At 58.1% G+C, this 21,051-nt stretch carries 23 protein-coding genes and 1 pseudogene; 6 read left to right on the top strand and 18 right to left on the bottom strand.

Annotated elements, in window-relative coordinates; translation table 11 throughout:
- Window positions 1-44: 44 nt before the first annotated feature.
- The 13 genes from ACSKB8_RS04890 to ACSKB8_RS04950 form a co-directional block, all read right to left on the bottom strand.
- Entirely contained in the window at window positions 45-1,274 is a 1,230-nt protein-coding gene (locus ACSKB8_RS04890) for an amino acid ABC transporter substrate-binding protein (RefSeq protein ID WP_438102900.1), read from the bottom strand.
- 78 nt (window positions 1,275-1,352) lie between these two features.
- Complete coding sequence (locus ACSKB8_RS04895) at window positions 1,353-3,719, bottom strand: xanthine dehydrogenase family protein molybdopterin-binding subunit (RefSeq protein ID WP_438102902.1); 2,367 nt, start codon at window positions 3,717-3,719, stop codon at window positions 1,353-1,355.
- Window positions 3,712-4,194, bottom strand: coding sequence for a (2Fe-2S)-binding protein (locus ACSKB8_RS04900; protein WP_438102904.1), 483 nt, complete (start codon window positions 4,192-4,194; stop codon window positions 3,712-3,714). Before ACSKB8_RS04900 ends, ACSKB8_RS04895 begins: the two co-directional genes overlap by 8 nt.
- Before the next feature lie 11 nt (window positions 4,195-4,205).
- On the bottom strand, window positions 4,206-5,081 hold the full coding sequence (locus ACSKB8_RS04905; RefSeq protein ID WP_438102906.1) for an FAD binding domain-containing protein: 876 nt from the start codon (window positions 5,079-5,081) through the stop codon (window positions 4,206-4,208).
- A 15-nt stretch (window positions 5,082-5,096) separates the two neighbouring features.
- On the bottom strand, window positions 5,097-6,029 hold the full coding sequence (locus tag ACSKB8_RS04910) for an alpha/beta hydrolase (protein WP_438102908.1): 933 nt from the start codon (window positions 6,027-6,029) through the stop codon (window positions 5,097-5,099).
- A 26-nt stretch (window positions 6,030-6,055) separates the two neighbouring features.
- Window positions 6,056-6,517 carry an SRPBCC family protein gene (locus ACSKB8_RS04915; RefSeq protein ID WP_438102909.1) on the bottom strand — a complete coding sequence of 154 codons (462 nt, stop codon included), beginning with the start codon at window positions 6,515-6,517 and terminating at the stop codon, window positions 6,056-6,058.
- A gap of 39 nt (window positions 6,518-6,556) precedes the next feature.
- A complete protein-coding gene (locus ACSKB8_RS04920; RefSeq protein WP_438102911.1) occupies window positions 6,557-7,330 on the bottom strand; it encodes an SDR family NAD(P)-dependent oxidoreductase in 774 nt (257 codons plus the stop codon).
- On the bottom strand, window positions 7,327-8,634 hold the full coding sequence (hisD, locus tag ACSKB8_RS04925) for a histidinol dehydrogenase (protein WP_438102913.1): 1,308 nt from the start codon (window positions 8,632-8,634) through the stop codon (window positions 7,327-7,329). Before hisD ends, ACSKB8_RS04920 begins: the two co-directional genes overlap by 4 nt.
- A 70-nt stretch (window positions 8,635-8,704) precedes the next feature.
- On the bottom strand, window positions 8,705-9,694 hold the full coding sequence (locus tag ACSKB8_RS04930) for a cyclase family protein (protein WP_438102915.1): 990 nt from the start codon (window positions 9,692-9,694) through the stop codon (window positions 8,705-8,707).
- 314 nt (window positions 9,695-10,008) lie between these two features.
- On the bottom strand, window positions 10,009-10,314 hold the full coding sequence (locus tag ACSKB8_RS04935; RefSeq protein WP_438102916.1) for a YdhR family protein: 306 nt from the start codon (window positions 10,312-10,314) through the stop codon (window positions 10,009-10,011).
- A gap of 1,143 nt (window positions 10,315-11,457) precedes the next feature.
- Window positions 11,458-13,023: an ATP-binding protein gene (locus ACSKB8_RS04940; RefSeq protein WP_438102918.1), complete on the bottom strand. Its 1,566-nt coding sequence runs from the start codon at window positions 13,021-13,023 to the stop codon at window positions 11,458-11,460.
- A 627-nt stretch (window positions 13,024-13,650) separates the two neighbouring features.
- On the bottom strand, window positions 13,651-14,280 hold the full coding sequence (locus ACSKB8_RS04945; RefSeq protein ID WP_438102920.1) for a YbhB/YbcL family Raf kinase inhibitor-like protein: 630 nt from the start codon (window positions 14,278-14,280) through the stop codon (window positions 13,651-13,653).
- A 52-nt stretch (window positions 14,281-14,332) separates the two neighbouring features.
- On the bottom strand, window positions 14,333-14,686 hold the full coding sequence (locus ACSKB8_RS04950; protein WP_438102922.1) for a putative quinol monooxygenase: 354 nt from the start codon (window positions 14,684-14,686) through the stop codon (window positions 14,333-14,335).
- Window positions 14,687-14,760: 74 nt separating this feature from the next.
- Here ACSKB8_RS04950 and ACSKB8_RS04955 point away from each other — a divergent pair, with 74 nt between their 5' ends.
- From ACSKB8_RS04955 to ACSKB8_RS04965, 3 genes are all read left to right on the top strand, one after another.
- Window positions 14,761-15,132: a hypothetical protein gene (locus ACSKB8_RS04955; protein WP_438102923.1), complete on the top strand. Its 372-nt coding sequence runs from the start codon at window positions 14,761-14,763 to the stop codon at window positions 15,130-15,132.
- Complete coding sequence (locus ACSKB8_RS04960) at window positions 15,126-15,713, top strand: GlxA family transcriptional regulator (protein ID WP_438102925.1); 588 nt, start codon at window positions 15,126-15,128, stop codon at window positions 15,711-15,713. The genes ACSKB8_RS04955 and ACSKB8_RS04960 overlap by 7 nt, the downstream gene beginning before the upstream one ends.
- 454 nt (window positions 15,714-16,167) lie before the next feature.
- Window positions 16,168-16,590, top strand: a complete 423-nt coding sequence (locus tag ACSKB8_RS04965) for a hypothetical protein (RefSeq protein ID WP_438102927.1) — start codon at window positions 16,168-16,170, stop codon at window positions 16,588-16,590.
- A gap of 152 nt (window positions 16,591-16,742) precedes the next feature.
- Here the strand turns inward: ACSKB8_RS04965 and ACSKB8_RS04970 are convergent, their stop codons facing one another.
- From ACSKB8_RS04970 to ACSKB8_RS04990, 5 genes and pseudogenes are all read right to left on the bottom strand, one after another.
- Window positions 16,743-17,063 (bottom strand): hypothetical protein, encoded by a 321-nt coding sequence (locus tag ACSKB8_RS04970; protein WP_438102929.1) that lies wholly within the window; start codon window positions 17,061-17,063, stop codon window positions 16,743-16,745.
- A gap of 84 nt (window positions 17,064-17,147) precedes the next feature.
- The gene (locus tag ACSKB8_RS04975) at window positions 17,148-17,600 is read right to left on the bottom strand and encodes an Hsp20 family protein (RefSeq protein ID WP_438102930.1); all 453 of its coding nucleotides are present in this window, start codon (window positions 17,598-17,600) and stop codon (window positions 17,148-17,150) included.
- A gap of 203 nt (window positions 17,601-17,803) precedes the next feature.
- Window positions 17,804-18,420, bottom strand: a pseudogene (locus tag ACSKB8_RS04980) (cell envelope biogenesis protein TolA).
- Window positions 18,421-18,445: 25 nt separating this feature from the next.
- Window positions 18,446-18,670, bottom strand: a complete 225-nt coding sequence (locus ACSKB8_RS04985) for a hypothetical protein (RefSeq protein ID WP_438102932.1) — start codon at window positions 18,668-18,670, stop codon at window positions 18,446-18,448.
- A 17-nt stretch (window positions 18,671-18,687) separates the two neighbouring features.
- Entirely contained in the window at window positions 18,688-19,617 is a 930-nt protein-coding gene (locus ACSKB8_RS04990; protein WP_438102934.1) for a Ku protein, read from the bottom strand.
- Window positions 19,618-19,782: 165 nt separating this feature from the next.
- Between ACSKB8_RS04990 and ACSKB8_RS04995 the strand changes: the two genes are divergently transcribed.
- From ACSKB8_RS04995 to ACSKB8_RS05005, 3 genes are all read left to right on the top strand, one after another.
- The gene (locus ACSKB8_RS04995; RefSeq protein ID WP_438102936.1) at window positions 19,783-19,995 is read left to right on the top strand and encodes a hypothetical protein; all 213 of its coding nucleotides are present in this window, start codon (window positions 19,783-19,785) and stop codon (window positions 19,993-19,995) included.
- Window position 19,996: 1 nt separating this feature from the next.
- Complete coding sequence (locus tag ACSKB8_RS05000) at window positions 19,997-20,275, top strand: hypothetical protein (RefSeq protein WP_438102938.1); 279 nt, start codon at window positions 19,997-19,999, stop codon at window positions 20,273-20,275.
- Window positions 20,276-20,393: 118 nt separating this feature from the next.
- Window positions 20,394-21,032 (top strand): hydrolase, encoded by a 639-nt coding sequence (locus tag ACSKB8_RS05005; protein WP_438102939.1) that lies wholly within the window; start codon window positions 20,394-20,396, stop codon window positions 21,030-21,032.
- Window positions 21,033-21,051: the final 19 nt, after the last annotated feature.

A 21,051-nucleotide genomic window follows, 5' to 3' on the forward strand; every position in this document is an offset into this window, starting at 1 on the left:
AGACGGTCGGAGCTGCGGCGCTTCCTCTCGCCGCAGCTCCGAGGCTATCGAGCACGAGCCTTGCTCAGCGGAGCGGTCAAGTCGCCGGTTCGGAAGCGCTCGGGCTCCACGATCACCTGCTTGCCCTCTTGGCGGAACTGTTCGACATTGCCATCCTTGATGTCCTTGAACTGGATCATCACCACTCGGGGCTCAGCCCATTCTCCGTCGGCGCCCCACCGGATCGGCCCCACAATCGTATTGACCTCGTTTTTGCGCAGGTAGTCGGCTAAGACATCATCCTTGAGACTCTTTGTTGCATTCACTGCCTGCTCGAGGATTTGACCGGACGCATAGGAAAATGGCGCGACGTAGTAACCAAGCGTTTCCACATTCGCCGCCACGGCGCGCTTGGCGAAGCGATCGAGGAACTCGTGGATGCCCGGGAATGCCATCGTCTTCTCCGGCACATAAGTGTGGTAGTTGACCACTCCGTTTAGCTGTGAGCCGAGCGCCTGCATGACCGACGCATATTGCAGGCCTACCATGCCACCGCCGAACAGTTTCACGGACGAGCCGATACCAATCTCGTTGACCGCGCGGATGATCCCCGTCGAGTCGGCTGGATAGGAAGCGACGAAAACCATGTCTGGAGACGCTGCTCGGATCGAGCGCACCATCGAAGAGAAGTCCACCGTTGTCGGCGGATAGGTTTGTTCGTAGACCGTCTCGAAACCGGCGTTCTGCGCCAGCTTCTTTGCCCCCGCCAGGATGTTCTGCGCGAACTCCTGATCTGAAGCCAGAAACGCAACCCTCTTCACGCCGACGGATTGTCCGAGCCGGAAATAGCCACCCACCCAGCTCTCGGCGTCGCTCCAAGGCGAGTTGTTGAACCACATGTCGTGCTTCGCCTTGGAATTGATCTGATAGCCGATTTGGCCGACCAGCAGCAGCCGGCGCTCCTTCGCAAGGGGCATTACGGCGGCTGCCGGGACAGTGCCGTAGGGAGCAATCAAGAGATTGACTTTATCCAGATCGACCAGTTTGGAAAATATTCCCGGTGTCTGGGCTGGACTGGCCTGATCGTCGTACGTGACCAGCTCAACCTTGCGCCCCAGCATGCCGCCCCGGGCATTTACGTCTTCCGCCCACATCTGAAGAGCGAGTTGGGATTGCCGTCCTCCACCGGCAAGCGGGCCGGAAAGAGCCATGCTCGTGCCAATCTTGATCGGCGGCTCCTGCGTCCAACCTGTCTGTGGCAAGACCAGCCCCAGGCCGAGGACGATACCGCGCAAGACGTCTCGCTTCGTATGATTCCACATAGCTGCTCCTTCCTACCCTTTGGAAACCTTCTTGCACGCTACTGGCTCTGATCAGATCTCAGCCTGTTCGAGCGCCTCTAAGACACGCTCGGGCGTCATGGGCATATGCCGTACACGGACGCCAACAGCATCGAAAATCGCGTTCGCGATTGCCGGCGCCGTCGGCGATACGGTCGCCTCGGAAAATCCCTTTGCTTGGTACGGGCCGTCGAACTGAGGAATCTCCACAATGTGCGTGGAGACGTGATCGTTGGACGGAACATCCTTCGCTGTGAGAAAGCGATAGGAAGAGAAGTCCGCGTTTCGGATGCTGCCTTCGCTGAGCTGGAACTCTTCGGAAAGCGCCTGCCCCAAACCCATCGAAAGCGCCGCGTGCATCTGTCCTTCGCAGGACATCGGATTGATCGCGCGACCCACGTCGTTTGCGATGGCGATCTTCTCAAGCCTGACCTGGCCGGTCTCGATGTTCACTGCAACCTCAACTGCCTGCGCAGCTCTCGTGCAAAACGAGAAAATCTTCCTAATCCCGTCGTCGGCAGCATGCCCCGTATCCGGATCGATCTTGCTCGACGGAACGGTGAACGTTGCCTTTCCCAGCAATTCGCCACCGCTTGGCAGGAACGAGCCCGTAAAGAACACAGTTCTGAAGAGGTCGCGGACCGCCATGAACCGATCGGGGTTCGCCTTCACGAAGACTCTCATTCCGGCGAGATCGAGTTCTTCGGGATCTGCCTGCATTACTTCCGCGGCCATCTTCAAGATCTGGCCTTTGACGTCCTCGCAAGCCATCAAGACGGCATTGCCCGCGGCAAAGGTGATGCGGCTTGAGCCTGTCAATTGGTCATACGGCGTGACCCATGTATCGACCTCAGCGGTTTTCACTCGCTCCGGATTCACCTTGAAAAATTCAGCTGCAATCTGAATGAGCGTTGTCGAGCTGCCTTGGCCGATATTACCAGCGCTATGGCGGATCTCGACCGTCTCGTCGTTGTGCACCTTGACGATTGCCGAGGAAGCGGAGGGCGCAACACTGTCCTTGTTCGCGAAAGCAATTCCCCGCCCTCGGCGCCACGGACCGTCTACTCGCTCCAGCGGACCATGACGCTCGAGACCTTTCTTAATTTCGTCGAGCAACTCCGCTCCAGCAACTGAATGCTGGACCTCGCCCGCCGCGTTAATCTCGCCCTCGCGAAGAACATTTCTCCTGCGAATTTCGTACGGATCCATGCCAATTTCTCGCGCGAGTTCATCAATGTGGGACTCGAGCGCAAAATGAATCTGCGTGTTGCCAAATCCGCGGTATGCAACGCCTGGTGGCTGATTGGTATAAACAACGTAGTTGTCGAGCTTGAAGTTCGGAAAACGATAGGACCCAAGCGGCCCGTAACTAGCCTGCCGCGTAACCAGGAAGCCGTGTTGCGCGTAAGCCCCGCCATTGACGAGAACGAACATCTCGCATGACGTAATCGTTCCGTCCCTTCGCACACCCGATTTGATCTTCATCTCGAACGGATGCTGAACACCCGCCCAGCATAAAGACTCCTCACGTGTATAGACGACCTTGATCGGGCGATGCCCTGCCGCACGAGAAAGTACTGCACAAAGGCCTTCAGCTTTCATCTCGATCTTGCCACCGAATCCGCCGCCGACGTACTTTGGAATAATCACACGAATGCGCGAATGCGGAACATCGAGCGCCTCACTGATCTGATTGAGCAACGGATATGCGGCTTGGGACGACGACCAGACTGTAACGTTTCCATCGGCGTCCCACCGAGAGATGGAATTGTGCCTCTCCATGGGCGCATGCGCCATCATCGCATTGCTATAAGTTTTCTCGACAACGACGTCCGCTTCACCAAATCCCTTCTCGACATCTCCTGTACGAATTCGATAATAGCCAAATGCGTTCGGATGCTTGGGATTGTACTGCACCGGACCGATGGGAACGCGACGATACTTGGCCTGATCTTCATGAACGACGACAGGAGGATCTGCCTTGAACGCTTCATGAACGTCGAAGACTGCAGGCAACTCCTCGTAATCGACTTCGATGAGGTCACACGCCTGCTCTGCTATGGCTTCGCTTTCGGCAGCGACTGCCGCTACTGGCTCGCCGATGTAGCGGACTTTGCCTCTGGCGAGCAACGGCTCGTCGTAACACCCGAATCCAAAGAGGGTCTGCGGACAGTCCTTGTCAACTATCACTGCATGAACGCCGGGCAGGCTCTGCGCACGACTGATGTCGACATTGATTATCTTGGCATGGGGGCGCGTGCTTCGTTTGATCTTTGCCCAAAGCATGCGCGGCATTTCGAGATCAATCGCATACTTACCGAGTCCGGTTACTTTGCCGTAGCCCTCCTCGCGGATAACATTTTTGCCAAGAACGTTGAACTCGGATTCTTCCTTATGCATTGGCTCCACTCCGCAGTTCTGCCGCAGCCGCAAGAATGGCTTCAATGATCTTCACGTAGCCGGTGCAGCGACAAAAATTTCCTCGGATTGCGTCTCTTACCTCCGCCTCCGACGGATCCGGATTGCTCTCTAGCAGCGCTTTGGCCGTGATGATGAGTCCGGGCGAGCAGAAGCCACACTGAACGGCGCCGTACTCCAAAAATTTTCGCTGCAAGGGGTGCAGCGTCGTCCCGTCTGCCAGCCCTTCAATCGTTGTCACGGACTTGCCGTCAACCTGCATCGCCAGGGTGAGACATGATCGGACGAGTTCATTGCCGACCATCACTGTGCAGGAGCCGCAAATCCCCTCCCCGCACCCCTCCTTCGTGCCGGTCAAGCCGACTTCCATTCTCAACAGATCGAGGAGAAGCGTGTTCGCCTCAATCTCAAGCGCCTGCTTCTTGCCATTGACTTCGAGATTTACCGTTTTGCGCATTGTCATCTCGTTCACTTAGCCCCGCCAACGCGATTTGCCGCGGCACGAAGCGCGTCGCGCACGTAGACGCCGACAAGCCGGCGACGATATTCCGCCGAGGCATAGACATCGCTGTCAGGAGCACAATCTTCCGCGGCAATCGAAGCCGCGTTCTGTATCGCCCGTTCATCCAGCCTGCAGTCGACCAGAGCCTGCTCAGCGCGGCTCAGACGAACCGGCGTTTCCGCCGCTCCAGCCAGAGCGATGCTTGCACCTGTGCACTTGCTCTCACTGCCGGTAAGCGCAACGCCGACGGCAATCAGCGGGGTCTCCATGGCCGCGCGTCCAGCATGCGCGAGATAGGACATCCCGGTCGGCTCCTTTCGTCGCGGGACTCTGATTTCACGTACAAGCTCAGCCTCTTCCAAAGCGGTAGACATATGTCCGGTGAAGAATTCGGCGATTGGAAGGACGCGTTCGCCCGACGGACTTGCGATGACCAATTCGGCGTCAAGCGCGAGCAAGGCAGCGGATGGATCGCTTGCTGTGTGCCCGACACAAATATTGCCGACAACCGTCGCCCAGTTGCGCACCGCTGCGGTAGCGATCCGAGCGATTGCGTGAGAGAGCAAGGGACACTCGCTCGCCACATCCGGTGACTTCAAGACATCGCTCGATGTAGCGGTTGCGCCGATGCGCAACACATCATGGTCGCAAGCGATATAGCGCAAGCCCGGAATCGACTTGACGTCGACCAGAACGTCCGGCGACATGATGCGGAACTTCATGACACGCAGAAGCGACACGCCGCCGGCGATCAGCTTCCCACCGTCGGGATTCGATGCGAGGGCTGAACAGGCTTCGTCGATCGACTTCGCAGCGATGTAGTCAAACTTGGGCAACGCCATGAAGCCCTCCTTTCGCTAGGCAACCTTGGCCGCCACAGCTTTTGCTCCCGTGCGGCTTAGGTGAGCATCGTACCACGCGACGGTCTCACGCATGACGATCTCGAACACGGGCGGGTTGACGAATTCATAGACGTCGTAGTGATCCGCGTCGGGGATCGTGACGAGCTTCTTCGGCTCGTTGGCCCTGGCGAACATTGCGTAACATTCGTCGATGGGAACCAATCCATCCCGCTCAGTGTGGATGAAGAGAATTGGCCTTGGTGAAATTGCGTGAACGTAATCTTCCGGAATGTGACGCATCGTCGCTTCAGCGTTCTCAAGCGGATACCCTTCCGTGTATTTCTCGGCGGCTTTGACCTTCTCCTGGATGACTTGGCGGGAATGGGGATCTCCCGGCATGAGTTCAGTAACGTCAACGCGGCGCGACTTGCCGGTAAGCACGCGCTCGATCCGATCCTCTGCAAGAACCTTCTGGAATTTCAGCCATTCCCAATGCTTTCTGAGGCTCTTCATCCAACGTAGGCCATTGGCGACCGGCACAACCGAGACTACACAGCAGACACGATCATCGGTGGCAGCAGCCACTACCACGTTACCACCGCCGAAGGACGTGCCGTATAGCGCGATTTGGTCCGTATCAACGGAAGGTACGGTCGTCATGAAGGTTATTGCATTGCGAATATCTTCGACTTGTTCTGTCGGCATTAGCCGAGCAACAACGCCTTCGCTCTTGCCAAAGCCGCGGTGATCGAACGTAAGAGCCACATATCCATGCTTTGCAAGGCGTTCGGGAACGGGAAGCAGGTAGACATCCTTCATCCCCGTGTAGCCATGGCAGCAAACAACCGTCGGGCGCTTCTCACCTGGTTTAAGATCATGGGGTTCATAGAGAAGGCCGCTAAGCTTAAGACCTTCGCTGTAAAAGGACACTTCCGTTACTTTGGCCATGGACATACCTTTCCAATTGTTTCCGATTAAGCCCGATTGTCTTCCCGAAGACTTGCCTGCAGGTTCTCGAAAAATCGGTCTGCAATCTTCTTGCTCGTACTGGCGATGAGCCGTTGACCTAATTGCGCGATCTTGCCGTTCACGTTTGCATCGGCCTCGTAAGAAAGCAGCGTCCCTCCATCCTCATTTGAAGCCAGCTTCACGAAGGCTCCACCTCTCGCAAATCCGGCAATACCTCCGTCACCTTCGCCGCTGATTCGATAACCATTCGGCGGATCCTGATCCTCCAGCTTCACCTTTCCGCGGAAGCGGGTCTTCAGTGGACCGAGCTCAAGTCGCACGATAGCGGCGAAAATTCCGTCGTCTCGCTGCTCTAAGTCCTCGCAACCCGGAATGCATTTGCGAAGTATCTGAGGATCATTAAGCGCGGCATAAACGTCCTCGCGTTTCATCGGCAGCGTGTATTGCCCTGATAGTATGATCGCCATGTTGGTTCTCCGTTCCTCGCTGGCTGGCGCCTTCTATCCCTAGTCGGCGGTCCAACCGCCATCCAGCATCAGCGACGATCCAGTCATAAGGCTCGATGCATCGCTCGCGAGATACACAAAGCCGCCCATCACATCATCCAGCCGGCCCAAACGCCTTAGCTTGATCTTATCCAGAACCTGCCTTCTGAATTCGACATCGCTTAGGAAGCCTCGTGTCATTGGGGTTTCGATAAAGGTCGGACAGATGGTGTTAACCCGAATACGTCGCGAACCGAATTCGACGGCCATCGCCTTCGTCATTCCCTCGATCGACCATTTCGACGCGCAGTAGAGCGTCCGATTGGCAGCCCCGACGTGCCCCATCTGAGACGACACGTTGATGATCGAACCAGCTCGATTATCAGAAATGAGCCTTTTGACGAACGCCTGGGCTACAAAGAACGTCGACTTGACGTTCAATCCCATCACCGCATCATAGTCCTTCTCTGTGAGCTCAACCATCGGCTTGGGACGATTTATCCCGGCATTGTTGACGAGGACATCGCAAATCGGCTGCGACTCGATTGCGCTGTTAAACTGGTCGATATCGGTTACATCGACCGTGAGCGCGTCTGCGGAGCCACCTGCACGCCGGATAGCATTTACCGCATCCTCCAGTTCGCTGGCGGTGCGGGCCATGAGCGTGACGTGAGCGCCAGCTGCAGCAAGCGCCGCGGCCGCAGCCAATCCAATTCCCCGACTAGCGCCCGTAACCAAGGCCCTCTTGTTATCGAGACGTAACGATGGCGTAACTGGTAGGAGTGGCGTAATCATTCTGCGGCTGTCGCGTAGGGAATGTTTCGGCCGCCATAGCGACGAACGCGGACGTTGGCCTGCTCGGCATGTCCAACGAACCCCTCAAGCATGCAAAGTCGCGAGCAATACTCGCCGATCATTGCGGATGCCTGATCCGATTCAACCCGCTGATACGTGCAGGTTTTAAGAAACTTGCCGACCCATAATCCGCCCGTGTAACGCGCAGCCTTCATTGTCGGAAGCGTGTGATTGGTACCAATGACCTTATCGCCATACGCGACGTTGGTACGCGGCCCGATAAATAGCGCACCGTAGTTCGTCATATTCTTGAAAAAGTAGCTGGGATCGACAGTCATCACCTGCACGTGCTCCGAGGCGATGCGATCGGCTTCGCGGAGCATTTCTTCATCATCTTCACAGACGATGACTTCGCCGTAGTCGTGCCAGGCGCGGCCCGCGATCTCGGCAGTTGGAAGAATACTGAGCAACCGCTCGATCTCGCTCATTGTCTCGTTGGCCAGCTTTTCGGAGGTCGTCAGAAGAATGGCTGGAGAATTGAGTCCGTGCTCCGCCTGACCAAGCAAATCTGTAGCGCACATCTCGCCGTCGACGGCTTCGTCCGCGATGACCAAGGTTTCGGTAGGACCCGCGAACAAGTCGATTCCGACCCGACCGAAGAGCTGTCGCTTTGCCTCGGCCACAAAGGCGTTTCCAGGGCCGACGAGCATGTCGACGGCTTTGATTGCTTCCGTTCCGAGAGCGATCGCACCTACCGCTTGGACACCGCCAAGGGCGTAGATTTCATCGGCACCCGCAAGATGTTGTGCAGCGACGATCGCAGGTGAAGGCTTACCTTGGAATGGAGGAGCGCAGGTAACTATCCGATCGACTCCTGCAACACGGGCGGTGATAATCGACATATGGGCGGACGCAAGCAGCGGATATTTGCCGCCGGGCACGTAACAACCAACGGAATTGACAGGGATGTTCTTGTGACCCAGCCAGATCCCCGGCAGCGTTTCGACTTCGAGATCGCGAATCGTTTTTCGTTGATGTTGTGCGAAGTTGCGCACCTGCTCCTGAGCGAAACGAATGTCGTCGAGATCGCGATTTGAGAGCTGGGAAACGCAGTCTTCAATTTCATTATCAGTCAGCCGGTAATCGTCGCGGACCCAGCCATCGAACTTTTCGGACAGCTCGCGTACGGCGACATCGCCTCTGCGCGAGATATCATTTAAGATCGTCTCGACGGTTTGCCTGACACGAGCATCGTCCTCGGCGCGCGCATCGGCATCCCGACCTTTTTTCAAGAGCTTTGCCATTGTGATCTATAACCCTTTTGCTCCGGTGGCCATCGTGCGGTGAACCTGCACGTGGGCGCCGGCATATCCTCTACTTGATTGCCTGGGGATTGATCGGCGAACCCGCGCCACCGGGCAAATGCAGGGGCGGCGCACAGAAGAAGAACTCGTAAACCCGATCGCTTGCACAATCTTCAGCGAGCTCCTTTAGGTAGAAGATCTCGCCCATTGTAATGCCGATCGCCGGAATCACCACCCAATGCCAGGGCTGGTTGGCCTCGTTCGTCTCATTCGGCCGGACTTCGCAGCCCCAAGTGTCGCTGCAGACTGCAGCGACATCCTTGTCGCGCAGCCAATAGCATGTTTCGAACCCCATGCCGGGCGCATTGCCGCCCGCATAGCCGCTCCAGTCGTGGCTGGCCAGGCATCGCTCCTGATGCCCGGTGCGCACCAACACGAAATCGCCCTTTCGTACTTGGACGCCCTGAGCGGCAGCGCATTTGTCGAGATCATCGTTGGTAATCGCATATCCGTCCGCCAGGCAGTCCAGCTCCTTCCAGCGAGCAATATCCAAGAGAACACCGCGTCCGACCATCTTGTCGCGCGTGTGCTCTATGCCGAGCTTCTTTGCACCCTTGGCGTCTACCAGGCCAGCGCTGTAGCCGTTGTACATCTTGTCGTCCAAGAAGATGTGGCAGAGCGCGTCCCACTGCGTAGAAGCTTGGCAAGGCATGTTGATCGCGTCATCCGCATATCGAAGATAGGGATACGGCTCGTCCTGATGGCCAGCCGTAGCGTCGGTTCCGGTAGCTAGCATGGTGTGAATCGGATTCCATCGTCCGCCGAATAAACCGGATTGAATTGGCTCCTTAAGCGACAATCCTAGGGAAAACACCTTTCCTCTGCGGATGAGCCGTCCCGCGTTCACGATATCGTCTGGCGATATGTTGTTAAGCGTTCCGATCTGGTCATCGCTGCCCCAGCGACCCCAGTTGGAGAGTTTCTCAGCGGCTTCTAGAATGCCTTTGCGGTTCAATTGGCTCTTCACGCTACATCTCCCTGCATACCCGCTCTCGCGCATGACGTTGTGCGGCCGCCGATTCCGGTGCCTCTGGGCCGTGGCACTCATATTCCCGGGCCACAGATCAGAACTGCGCCACCAGCTCCGAAGCACCGAACTTCATCTTCCAATCAGCACTACTATTGTAGCGATCAACATTGCGACTCCGATTGCAGGAACAGCAATTCAGAAAGCCTCATTTCTCAGCTCGAAACATTCACAGGCGATACGCCCTTTCGACAGCAACACGGCTCGATACCTTCCGCACTGGCCCATCAACGGCGAGGCTCCGATCGGAACAATCTCTGCTCAACCACATGATACCGACGCCGACCTTATGAATACACGCCCGCGTCGCCGTTCGTTACTGTCACCGGTACTTCAAAAATCGAGAGACTAGGCGGAGCGCCATATCGCCGCGTGAGAGATTGACGCCATTGCTCGTCGAAGAATGCATTTGCCTGGTCGCGCGACGACCAAAGATAAAACGCACCGCCGCGGCCACTGCTGTCAAACAGGTAGTACTTGCTGATTAGGCCCGGTACGCCCGAAAATTCCGGCGCGCTTTTCTTGAATGCGGCAGCCATCTCGGCGGAGGCCGTTCCTGCCAACACAGGAAATAGCACCAGAGCTGCTATCACGAGCGCCTCCCTGAAAACGTATGCTTTAGTCGCCGCAGGCCCGCACGCACCATTATCTCGCGCCACCAGTCCTGCACCAACATGCTTAGATAACATTTAGACGAGAAGGGCTTCTTAGAGCCAATATCATTTTGCGAAGCATCGATAGCGGCGCGGCATCGGCCGACGAAGGCACTTTCGTTGGAGATCCGCCCTTAAGCTCCCCTTTCGAGAGAGCATGATCAAAAAGTCCGGGTCGTTCGCACCAAGGGCAGATTGTCAATATGAATGGTCAGGGGGACGTCGATAACCATAATAAGTTGTCGATCGGAAGAAGTCCGGCGGACTGGCGCAGGAGTTGCGATCAAGCTATCCGCCGCTTACGCGTCTATTCCACGAGGCTCTCGCGGACGAGAATGGATTCCAGCAGCCGATGCGCCGATCGATTATATCCAGAGCGATATCTTCGCCGTTGTGCATCATCCAACGAAACGAAGACATGCGGAGACCGAAATGAGATTTCGGGCGCCGGTGGGTGGACTCCGCGCAGCGTCCTTGGCCATTGGACCTTCACGCGCAGTTCAAATCGCTGATCGTAGGGACGTAGTAGCACCGCTTGTGCCGACGCTGAATAAGGGGATTGTGCAGTGAGTAAAATTGAATGAGCGCGTTGCTCAGATTGTGCTGGAGCAGAAAAGCCGGATCATCATAATTGCGGGGCAGATGGAAGTTCTGCGGTCCATTGAGGGAAAGCCGGTAGTGAAAGCTTGCACTTCAAAGCCAATTCCTGGACGGCAAGTCCGAAAAGACGGGAAACCGGTGACTTGAGCTAACGTCGAACCGCGGCATCCCGGGTCAGCTCTCGATAAAACCGATGGGCCGTCGATTAACGGGCGTGGAAGTTCTGTGAACGATGGCTTGCCGAGCACGTTGTCGTCAGACCCCTATTCAGTGCGAAGCTGTGGAGAGCTGCCGTCCCAGACTTGAGAACGCGGGCTGCGTCGATATTGGTCACCGCCAACGCACGAGGCGTAAAAACGTAGCCAAGCGGCTTGTTACCCACTGGAGGGTCACCGTACTTGACCGCCGGTATAATTATGACCTCTGCTAACCTTTGCGCTTGGTGACGACGATTCGACGGCGGACCGTCTTGACCGCGCCTATTCAACTGGCATGATCTTGTTCATCGCGTCTCATCGGCATGTTGAACTGAAATATAGCTCCGCGCGATCCATTCGGCGTGGCCCACAACCGCCCTCCATGCGCCTCGATGATCGAACGGCAGATGGTCAACCCCATTCCCATCCCTTCAGGCTTAGTGGTGTAAAATGCTTCAAAAAGGCGGTCCATTGCGTTCGTTGGCAGCCCCGGTCCCGTATCCTGCACAGACACAAGCACGCGGTTTGACTCCTCCCGAGAGGTGCTAATTCTGAGCTCCCCCGTGCCCTCGGCGTAGCCACTCATGGCATCCACAGCGTTCATTACTAGATTAAGAACAACTTGTTGCAGCTGAACGCGATCACCTTCGACGGGCGGTAAACCCGCCGAGAGATCCGCTTGCAAGGAAAGGCCACGCCTTAATACCTCACCTCGGACTAACGCGATGACATCAACGATTGCGTTGTTGATGTCGATGGTGTCCTTCCGAGGTGGAACATTCTTTGCCAGACCACGAATTCGGCCAATAATCTCTGCGGCTCGTATTCCATTGTCGACGATCATATCTAGGGAATCACGGACCTTCTGAAGACGAGGCGACTCTGCATCGAGCCAGCGTATGGCGGCTTGGGCGTTCATTACGGCCGCCGCGATTGGCTGATTGACCTCATGGGCAATCGAGGCCGTCAACTGCCCCATGGTCGCGACGCGGTTGGAGTGAGCGAGTTCTGCTTGTGCCGCGCGCGATGCTTCGGACGCTAGTACATGATCTGTGAGGTCGCGAGTCATCATAAGGATCGCTTCAACTCGGTCCGACCTGGGTCGCAAGGGCGAATAAGTCACCGAAACGTACCGACGACCCTGATGGTATGTGAACCAATCCGTCAATCCGACTTCCTCTCCCTCGAAGCAACGGTCGTACTGGGGTTTGAGCTTTTGCTCAAAGAATGCAGATCCAACGACATCAGCCAAGTGCGTTCCCACGAGGTCCTTGGCGGACAATCCCAACATATTTTCGTAAGCCGGATTAACGCGTTGGTACCGGTAGTCCTGCCCCATGATGCAAATTCCATCATGGGAGCGCTCAAAGACTAGTTGCGTGAAGCGTTCGGCCCGCTTGCGATCGGTGATATCTTGCACCACCCCGAACGCGCTGACGGGCCGACCTGAGGCCCCCCTTATCAGATCGCCTTGGCAGTGGACAAAGCGGATCTCTCCGTCTGGACGAACTACGCGACAATCTAGATTACAGGGGGAGCCGCAGTCCAATACCTCGGCTGCCACCGAGCGCCAGATTGTCCGATCTTCGAGGTGTAATCGCTCAGTCGCCTCGTCGAGCGTAATTGCACCTTGACGCGACACTAGCCCAAGGATGCGATAGGCTTCGTCTGATAGGGTGATCAATCCTGTTTTAAGGTCGCTCTCCCAATAACCAACGCGGGCAATGCTTTGCGTCTTTTTGAATTTTAATCGAGTCAGGCGCAGATCTGTCAGCATCTCGTTGGCTTGTTTGTTCGCTAGCGGAGGCAGACTGACGTTTTTCTTCAAGTACACACGAGCCAGCTTGCGCATTTTATCCCTCCAGACGCTAGAGTATCTTGCCTCCGTGGTGAATCATTGCTCGCTTTCTGCCGCCGACGCGGTGCTTAAGCCCGAGGGAGTTCCTCTCGCACCATCCCAGAACATATTTCTGATATCTCCTCTGATAGGTTAGACGACCATCGCTGCTCTGCGCCAATATCATTTCGCTGGGTCGCCATAGCGTGGCGGCATCAACGCCGACCCAGGGGCACCGAACCGCCGTGTCTTATTATCGAAGTCACCCGGTCCGGCTTCACACTTGAGTTCGAAAACCAGAATAGGCTGCAGCAGCCTGCAGGGCCTCGAGATGCCGGCCACGGCTCTGCGTCCGGACGCATCGACGAGAAAGGAAAAGACGCAATAGAGCTGAATTCCGCGTTGATGACGGTCAGCGCGATTCTCCACTCTTGCTCCGAACTCAACATCTCTCATGATTTAGCACTACTGGAATGATCAGTTGGGCAGCCGCTGATAAATGTCGGCCGGCGCACATATTGCGCAGGTTTTCCGCCTTGATTTCCGAGGTGGGACCGACGAGACCTTCGTGCGCCTAAGCGCTTTCGGACTCGACGGCGCCCACCCGAGGGAACGAGACGCTGAATGGCGTAGAGCGTTCGATCATTGACCATAGAGAGCGGTGAACGAGGCCTTGCCAAGCATCTTATCGCCCAAGCCCTTGTTCAACGCGAAACCATGTAGGCCTGCGGTACCGGTCTTCAGAATGCCGGCGGCAGCATCGATGTCTTCGACTGCCAACGCATATAGCGTGAAAACATAATGGTGTGGCTTGTCGCCCACCGGCGGGCATGGACCGCCATAATTGCCATTGACGCCAATAGCGCCGGTGTCGTGGAAATCGTTGACGCCACCATAGGCGCCTGCTGGCAAATTCGCGGGAGTATTGCCCACACCTTGAGCGAGCTGGGTCACGGAGGATGGGATATTGTAAACCGTCCAGTGCCAGAAACCACTTCCCGTTGGGGCATCCGGATCGTACACTTGAAGAACGAATGACTTCGTTCCAGCTGGCGCATTTCTCCACTGCAGCGCAGGCGATACGTTCCCTCCTTTGCAGCCAAAACCGTTCAAGACAAATTTGTTATCAATCTTGCTGCCTGGCGCGATGTCGACGCTAGAGAGTGTAAACTTCTCCGGCGATTGGGCAGCAGTCGGCCCTGATGCAAGAGGGATAGCGCCGACAATGACCGTGACAAGTGGCAAAAGACAGGTGAACGCTTTCAGGCTCATGGTATATTCTCTTCGAAGGAGCTGGGAAAATCGTCAGTGATCGCGGCGAGAGTCAGTTTTCCGACCACTCGTTCTTCATTCCCAGCACCTCGATCAGTTCGATCTTGGGCGGAACGGAGAACAAATCGGATGCATTCGCTTTCAGGGCTTCAGCAATCGGACCACTGAGGTGTCCCTGCCGTCCTTGCTCGTCATGAAAAGCGTCGAAGATACCGAAAGTTGTCTCCGACAGGCGCAATGCGAACCAAATCGGCGTGCAATTCTCCTCCCGCGCCATGGCGAGCGCAGACCGGAGGAATTGCGCAACTTCGTCTTCCTTGCCGAGTCTAGCTTCAAGACGGGCAAACAGCGCGAGCTCAATCACGGTGATAGTCTCCTTACGTTTGATCGAAATCTGATCCGGCATTCATAGACCAGCTTCATTCATGGCCTATTGGCATAAATGACTATTTTGGTATCATTTGCGCCATGAGAATAGCAGTGCTCGCCGTCGATGGTGTATTCGACACAGGCCTCGCCGCGGTGTTGGACACACTTGCCACTGCCAACGAATTGGCCATGGCTCAGAACATGCTCTCGTCCAGATTCGACGTTCGCGTCGTCGGAACGAGAAGAAACATCCGCACCTCTCTGGGGCTGCTTGTACCGGCAGAGAGGGTATCGAGTGTGGATCGGCCGGACTGGGTGGTGGTTCCAGCTTTGGGGACAAAAATGCCCGAGCCGCTAGTCCAGGCGCTCGCGCGGGGGAGATCTCTGACGCCGCCCATCAATTGCGCTATTGGCATGATGGAGGTGCGCGCATCGCTTCAGCTTGCATTGGGGGCTTTCTGCTCGCTGAATCCGGGTTGCTGAACGGTCATGAGGCGACCACCGCGTGGTGGCTCGGCCCGCTGTTTCGGCAACGCTACCCCAATGTGCATTTGGATGAGCAACGGATGCTAGTGTCCTCCGGCAACTTCGTCACAGCTGGAGCTGCAATGGGACATCTGGAGGTAGCCCTTTGGCTCGTGCGTAGCGCCAGTCCTGCTTTGGCTGACATGACTGCCCGCTATCTCCTTGTGGATGTGCGACCATCGCAGGCGCCTTACATGATACCCGTACATCTTGCCCAGGCCGACCCGCTAGTCCAGCGCTTTGAGCGCTGGGCGAGGGAGCGCTTGCACGAAAGGTTTTCGCTCGAAGCCGCAGCTGAAGCTATGCACACAAGCAAGCGGACCTTGCAAAGACGAATTGAGAGCGTGCTCGGAAAATCTCCGCTCTCCTATTATCAGGATCTACGCGTCGAGCACGCAGTGCACTTGTTACGAACCAGCGCGCAAAGCGTGGAAGTGATTGCCAGCCAAGTGGGCTATTCGGATGGTGTCACGCTGCGAACACTTTTGCGCAAACGGCTAGGGCGAGGAGTAAAGGAGCTGCGACGACTCGATACATGAGAATGCGCAGGAAACGACATTGTGACCAGAGGCTGCTCATAGTTAATATCAGGATGGCTATAAGCGTTGCGATGTTTCGTTCATGGTGCATGCAGACGCCAAGTTAGATGCGCTCTTCAATCGGCTTCCTAGTGCTGAGCTCGATAAATGCGCGGGCTTACTAACGATCGCAGCCTTGGCGAACCACCGAGATCAGTTCTGCGCCATCACACTAATGGAATGGGCCGCGGAAGTCCGGCTCAGCGACCCTCAAGGTCTCGACGCAAAATCCGCACCGCGATATCTTTCGGGGTGCGCGCAGTAGATCGTAGGCTGGCTTCTGGAGCCCACCGCACGACTGAATGACATCCGGCCGATACTGGAGAAAGCCGAGACGCTCGTGCCCGGCCTTGCCAAACCGGGGCAACGCCTCCGCTGCTCGCGCTCTATTACATCTTCTACGCTCCCAGAGGAAATGCGCACCAAGCAATACCCGATGCTCATCGAAACGTACGAGGCGGACTCCAAGGAGCCCTCCTTCGTGAGCCTGGCAGCGCAGTTGGCAACGGCCGAAAACCCTGATTGGACCCTGTCCCAAATGGAAGAGCTTCACGCACGATACTTCCGCCAGCGCCATCACGCAGAAACGCTGCAGCTCGACCGGGTTCTCGAGGCGGCCTTCACTTTGCGATTGGCAGAACAGAACCGGATAGCCGGCGACAACGCCCGCATCCGAGAATTGATTGCGTTCGCGGTCGAGGTTTGCCCGGAACATGCCGGCTTGCGAAGCTTCGAAGCCTCCATTCCGCCGGACGAAGTCGCAGAAATCGATTGGCAGGCTATATTGCTGCCGACGACTGCGGAGCCGCCAAATGAGCAGCAACCGCCCGCCGCCTGAACCGCCTCTCGACCTGCACGCCACTGGACGTGCGGGTGCGCGCCGGCGAGCGCATCGTCCTCCACTCGTCGACCTGCTGCAGCAGCTTGCGCGCGAGATCGCGATCCGAAGCTTCGGCGCCGTCTCTCGATGTGATCTGCAACGTTTCTCTCCTAAGCCACAGCACGTTCGACCGGCCGCAGGCGCATCGGCTTGCCGCCCGGCGGATCCCGGGGGCCTTCATCCAACGCGCAAAGCGGCTCCAGGATTTCGTCGATCGTGACAGGCGCCTTGAGGCCTTCCAGGGCACGCAACGAAGGGCACGACGCGATCGCGGACGCATCGGACGCCCACGAGGCCAAGATGGCGCGCTTTTCGGAGAGGCTTAGACCCGGATGGGACACGACGTCCCGGGGATGCTCGAAAGCGGTGCCGGGGTGCAGGAGAGCGTTGATATCGATGACGTTGTCGTGCAGAGCGGTCGTCGGCCGCATGACTGCCTCCATTCTAAGACGAGGTGACGATGGCCGCGCGGAACGATCCCGCGCGGCCTGGTGATGAGGACACGTGGTCCCGTATTAGGCAGCCTTGGCTTCGATCTGGGTCACGTTGCTCGGGCCGGCACCATTGATCGCGATGCGACGCGGCTTCATCGCCTCGGGAATCTCCCGCTGCAGGTCGATGAAGAGCAGGCCATTCTCGAAGCGGGCACCCTTGACCTCGACGTAATCGGCGAGCGTGAACTGGCGCTTGAAGCTGCGGGTCGAGATGCCCCGGTGCAGGAAGGTCTTGCCCTCCTTGTCCGCCTTGCGGCCCTCGAGGGTCAGAACGTTCTGTTCGCTGGTCAGCGAAACCTCGTCAAGCGTGAAGCCGGCGAGCGCCACCGTGATCTGGAAGCGGTTCTCGTCGAGACGTTCGATGTTGTAGGGGGGATAGGTCTCTTCGGCGGTCCGCTGGACCTCGTCAAGAGCGTCGAAAAGGCGGTCGAATCCGATGGTCGACCTCCAGAGGGGAGTCCAATCATACCTCATATCCAAGTCCTCCTAAGAGCAAGATGGGTACGAGCAGGCTCCGGACACCGTCCGGGCGCCCGTCTCAAGTCGCGGGACCCCGAAGGCGTCCCGATCGCCGCAGCGGCGACGCCAAAAAAATTTAGAAGGCCGGGAAAAGTTTCAAGACCCCGGCGCAAATTTTTTGCGGACGGAATCGCCATAGTTAATGCGAACTTGCCGACCTACTCCCGCGCGCGGCGGAGAGCGGCTTGCAGTCGTTCTCTTTCCTTTTCCCACCTAGCGTCCTCGGCCCGCGAACGCTTCTCGAGAGCCTCGACCTCGGCCTGGATGGCCGCGGCGGTTTCCGCGTGCTCACGCTCGGCTTTGTCCAGCGCGGTCTGCGCTTTCGCCGTCGCCTTCTCACGCCGTTCGCGATCCCTTTCTTGGGCGGCCTCCTCGCGGCGGCGCTCGGCTTCGCGCCACTTCTGCTCCTTCTCGAAATCTGCGGCGGCCTTCCGGGCGTCCCGTTCGCTGATCTTGGAAACGGCCTTGGGAGCGGGTCGCTTCGCCGACTTCGCGCGACGCCTGTCGCGCCGAGCCCCGTGATCGCCGGATCCCAGGTCGGACGGCAGATCGGACTGCTCGGCGAAGCGCCCGCTCGATCCCGCCGGCCGCTTGAGCACCACGCCCGGCTTTGACATCGTCTCGGCGACCACGCGTCCGTTTCCGTGGCTACGCCCTGTTGGAAGAGATTGCTGCCGGCGCCCCACACCTCCAGCGCCGCCTTCATCGAAGGCGCCGCGATCGCGAGGTCGTAGAAGCCCAGCGAGGTCTGAAAGGTCCTGAGCTTCCTGGCCATGAAGCGTGCAGGCTCTCCTGGTCTCCTAGCGCGGGCGCGCGACCCAGATTCCCAGCAGGAACGCGACGAACAGCGACTGCAACGGGGCCTTCACCGTCACATTGCGCAGCCGATCGGCCCACCGGATCGCGGCATCCTGCGAGTGCGACTGGAGCGGTCGCTGGCGCGCATCGGACGTTCGCTGGATGTCGCCCTGCTCGTCGACCAGCCCGGAGGCTTCCGTCATCGCCGCGGCTTCTTTCATATCCATGCGGCTCTCCTACTCCGTCAGGCAGATTTCCGATGCGGCCTGGCTGCGGGCTTCTTCGTCGCCGCCTCCTTAGCAGACTTCTTGCCTTGGATCGGCATCAGCATCTCTTTTTGCCCGGCCGCCGCCTTCCTCGCCTTCTTGGCCGGTTTTTTCGGTGCCGCGGTCTCGGCCGCAGGGCCGCCCACGCTCCGACGCAGCGCCTCCATCAGGTCGACGACGTTGCCCGCGGCGGGCCGCTCCTTCGGCGTGATGGGCTTGCCGGCGCGCTTCTGGTTGATGAGATCGATCAACGCGGTCTCGTAGTGATCCTCGAACTTGTCCGGGTCGAACCGGCCCGCCTTCTGGTTTACGATGTGCTTCGCCAGATCGAGCATGTCCTTGGTGACCTTCACGTTCTGGATCTCGTCGAAATATTCCTGCTCGCTGCGCAACTCGTAGGGGTAACGCAGCAGCGTGCCCACGAGGCCCTTGTCCATCGGCTCCAGGCCGATGATGTGCTCGCGGTTGGTCAGCACCACGCGCCCGATCGCGACCTTGTTCATCTCGCGGATCGTCTCGCGGATCACCGCGAAGGCGTCGTGCCCGACCTTGCCGTCGGGCCTGATGTAGTAGGGGCGGATCAGGTAGCGTGGATCGATGTCGGATCGATCGACGAACTCATCGATCTCGATGGTGCGCGTGGACTCGAGCGCGATCTCCTCCAGCTCCTCCTTGGTGACCTCGATAAACTGGTCCTTCTCGAGCTGGTAACCCTTGACGATGTCCTCGGCGGGTACCTCGTCGCCGGTGTCCGCATCGACCTTCAGGTACTTGATGCGGTGGCCGGTCTGCCGGTTGAGCTGGTTGAAGGAGATCTTCTCGCTCTCCGACGTCGCCGGATAGACGGCCACGGGACAGGTGACGAGCGAGAGACGCAGAAACCCCTTCCAATTGGCACGCGGGGCCATGTACGCGGTACTCCGAAAACGAGGGCGGCTCGGATTCAAGACGAACGAGGCCGCCTCGTTCCGACACGCATCGGCCTATCCCCGCAGTTTATGCCGAAGGTGCTGCCGGCGCCGGCGAATTGCGCCATGAGGCCCTTGACTCGAACGAAACGGGAACATAATCGGATGTCCGCCGAGCCCGCGCCATCCGCATCCGCCCCCGAGGACCTGGAGGCAGCCGCCGACCAGGCCATCGCGGCCTGGGACGTAGACCCTCAGGAGGCGGTCACGGCGCTGCTCGTCGCCGTCGATTTTCTCGAGGCCGAGGCCGACGAGCTGCGCGCGGCGATGTCGAAGGCGGTCGGCATGTCGCGCAGCGCGGCCGCAAGGAGTGACTAAGATGGACGTCACCTACTACGTGGCGCTGCCGTTCGTTCTGGCCGACGACGGGGTCACGGCCGGCGAGGCGGTCGAGTGCCTGAGCGCCAACGTCGCCGTCATGCGCGCCGAAGCGCTGTCGCGTAAGCCCGGCCACGCCGGGGCCGTCGCGTTCTCGCGAACCGGGGATCCGTCCAGCGGCGATTTCGGCGATTCCAAGATCATCCGCAAATTCGGCGACGCGCCGACGATCTCAGCGCGCTGTGATGACCCAGCCTCTCAGGTCCCTGCTCCATCATGATCTGGCTGACGCCCGGCTCGTCGGCACAGTGGTGAAGCTCGCGCATCAGCAGATCTTTCTGATATAGACTTAGATCATCAATGACGACCGCTTCACTTCAATTCGAAAGAGAAACAACGTGGCAAAGACCCAGCCCGAACCCGTCCGCGATCCGAAGGCCGATCACCTTCTGACCCCGCAAAACTGCGTTCTGGTCCTGATCGACTACCAGCCTGAGCAGTATTCCAGCGTGATTTCATCCTCCCGTGAGGAGATCACCCTCAATGCGGTTGCGCTATGCAAACTCGCACAAGCCTACGGCATCCCCGTGGTGCTCTCGACGGTCGCGGTTGACATGGGCGTGAACGAGGGCACGATTCCGGAGATCCGCGCGGCTTTGCCGGGAGTGGAAGAGATCGACCGTACGGGCGTCAATGCATGGCAAGACGATGACTTCCGCAAGGCGGTCCAGGACACCGGGCGGCGCAAGGTGGTCATCGGCGCGCTTTGGACCGAGGTCTGCCTGGCCTTTCCGACCCTCGACATGCTGGCCGAAGGCTACGAGGTCTATCCGGTCGCCGACGCGGTGGGCGGCATCTCTTCGGTCGCGCACGAACGCGCGTTCGACCGAATGATTCAGGCCGGGGCAAGACCCATCACGGCGATCTCCTTCGGCTGTGAAATCATGCGCAACTGGGCGCGCGGAGATTCCGACAACCTGCGAGAAGTCATGCGATGGTATTTCCCTCAGCATCGCCATCTGCACAAGCCGGCCTGAGGGATAACGTCGATCCTTT

This window comes from Bradyrhizobium sp. BR 1432, assembly GCF_051547705.1.
In the GTDB taxonomy this organism is placed as follows: domain Bacteria; phylum Pseudomonadota; class Alphaproteobacteria; order Rhizobiales; family Xanthobacteraceae; genus Bradyrhizobium; species Bradyrhizobium zhanjiangense.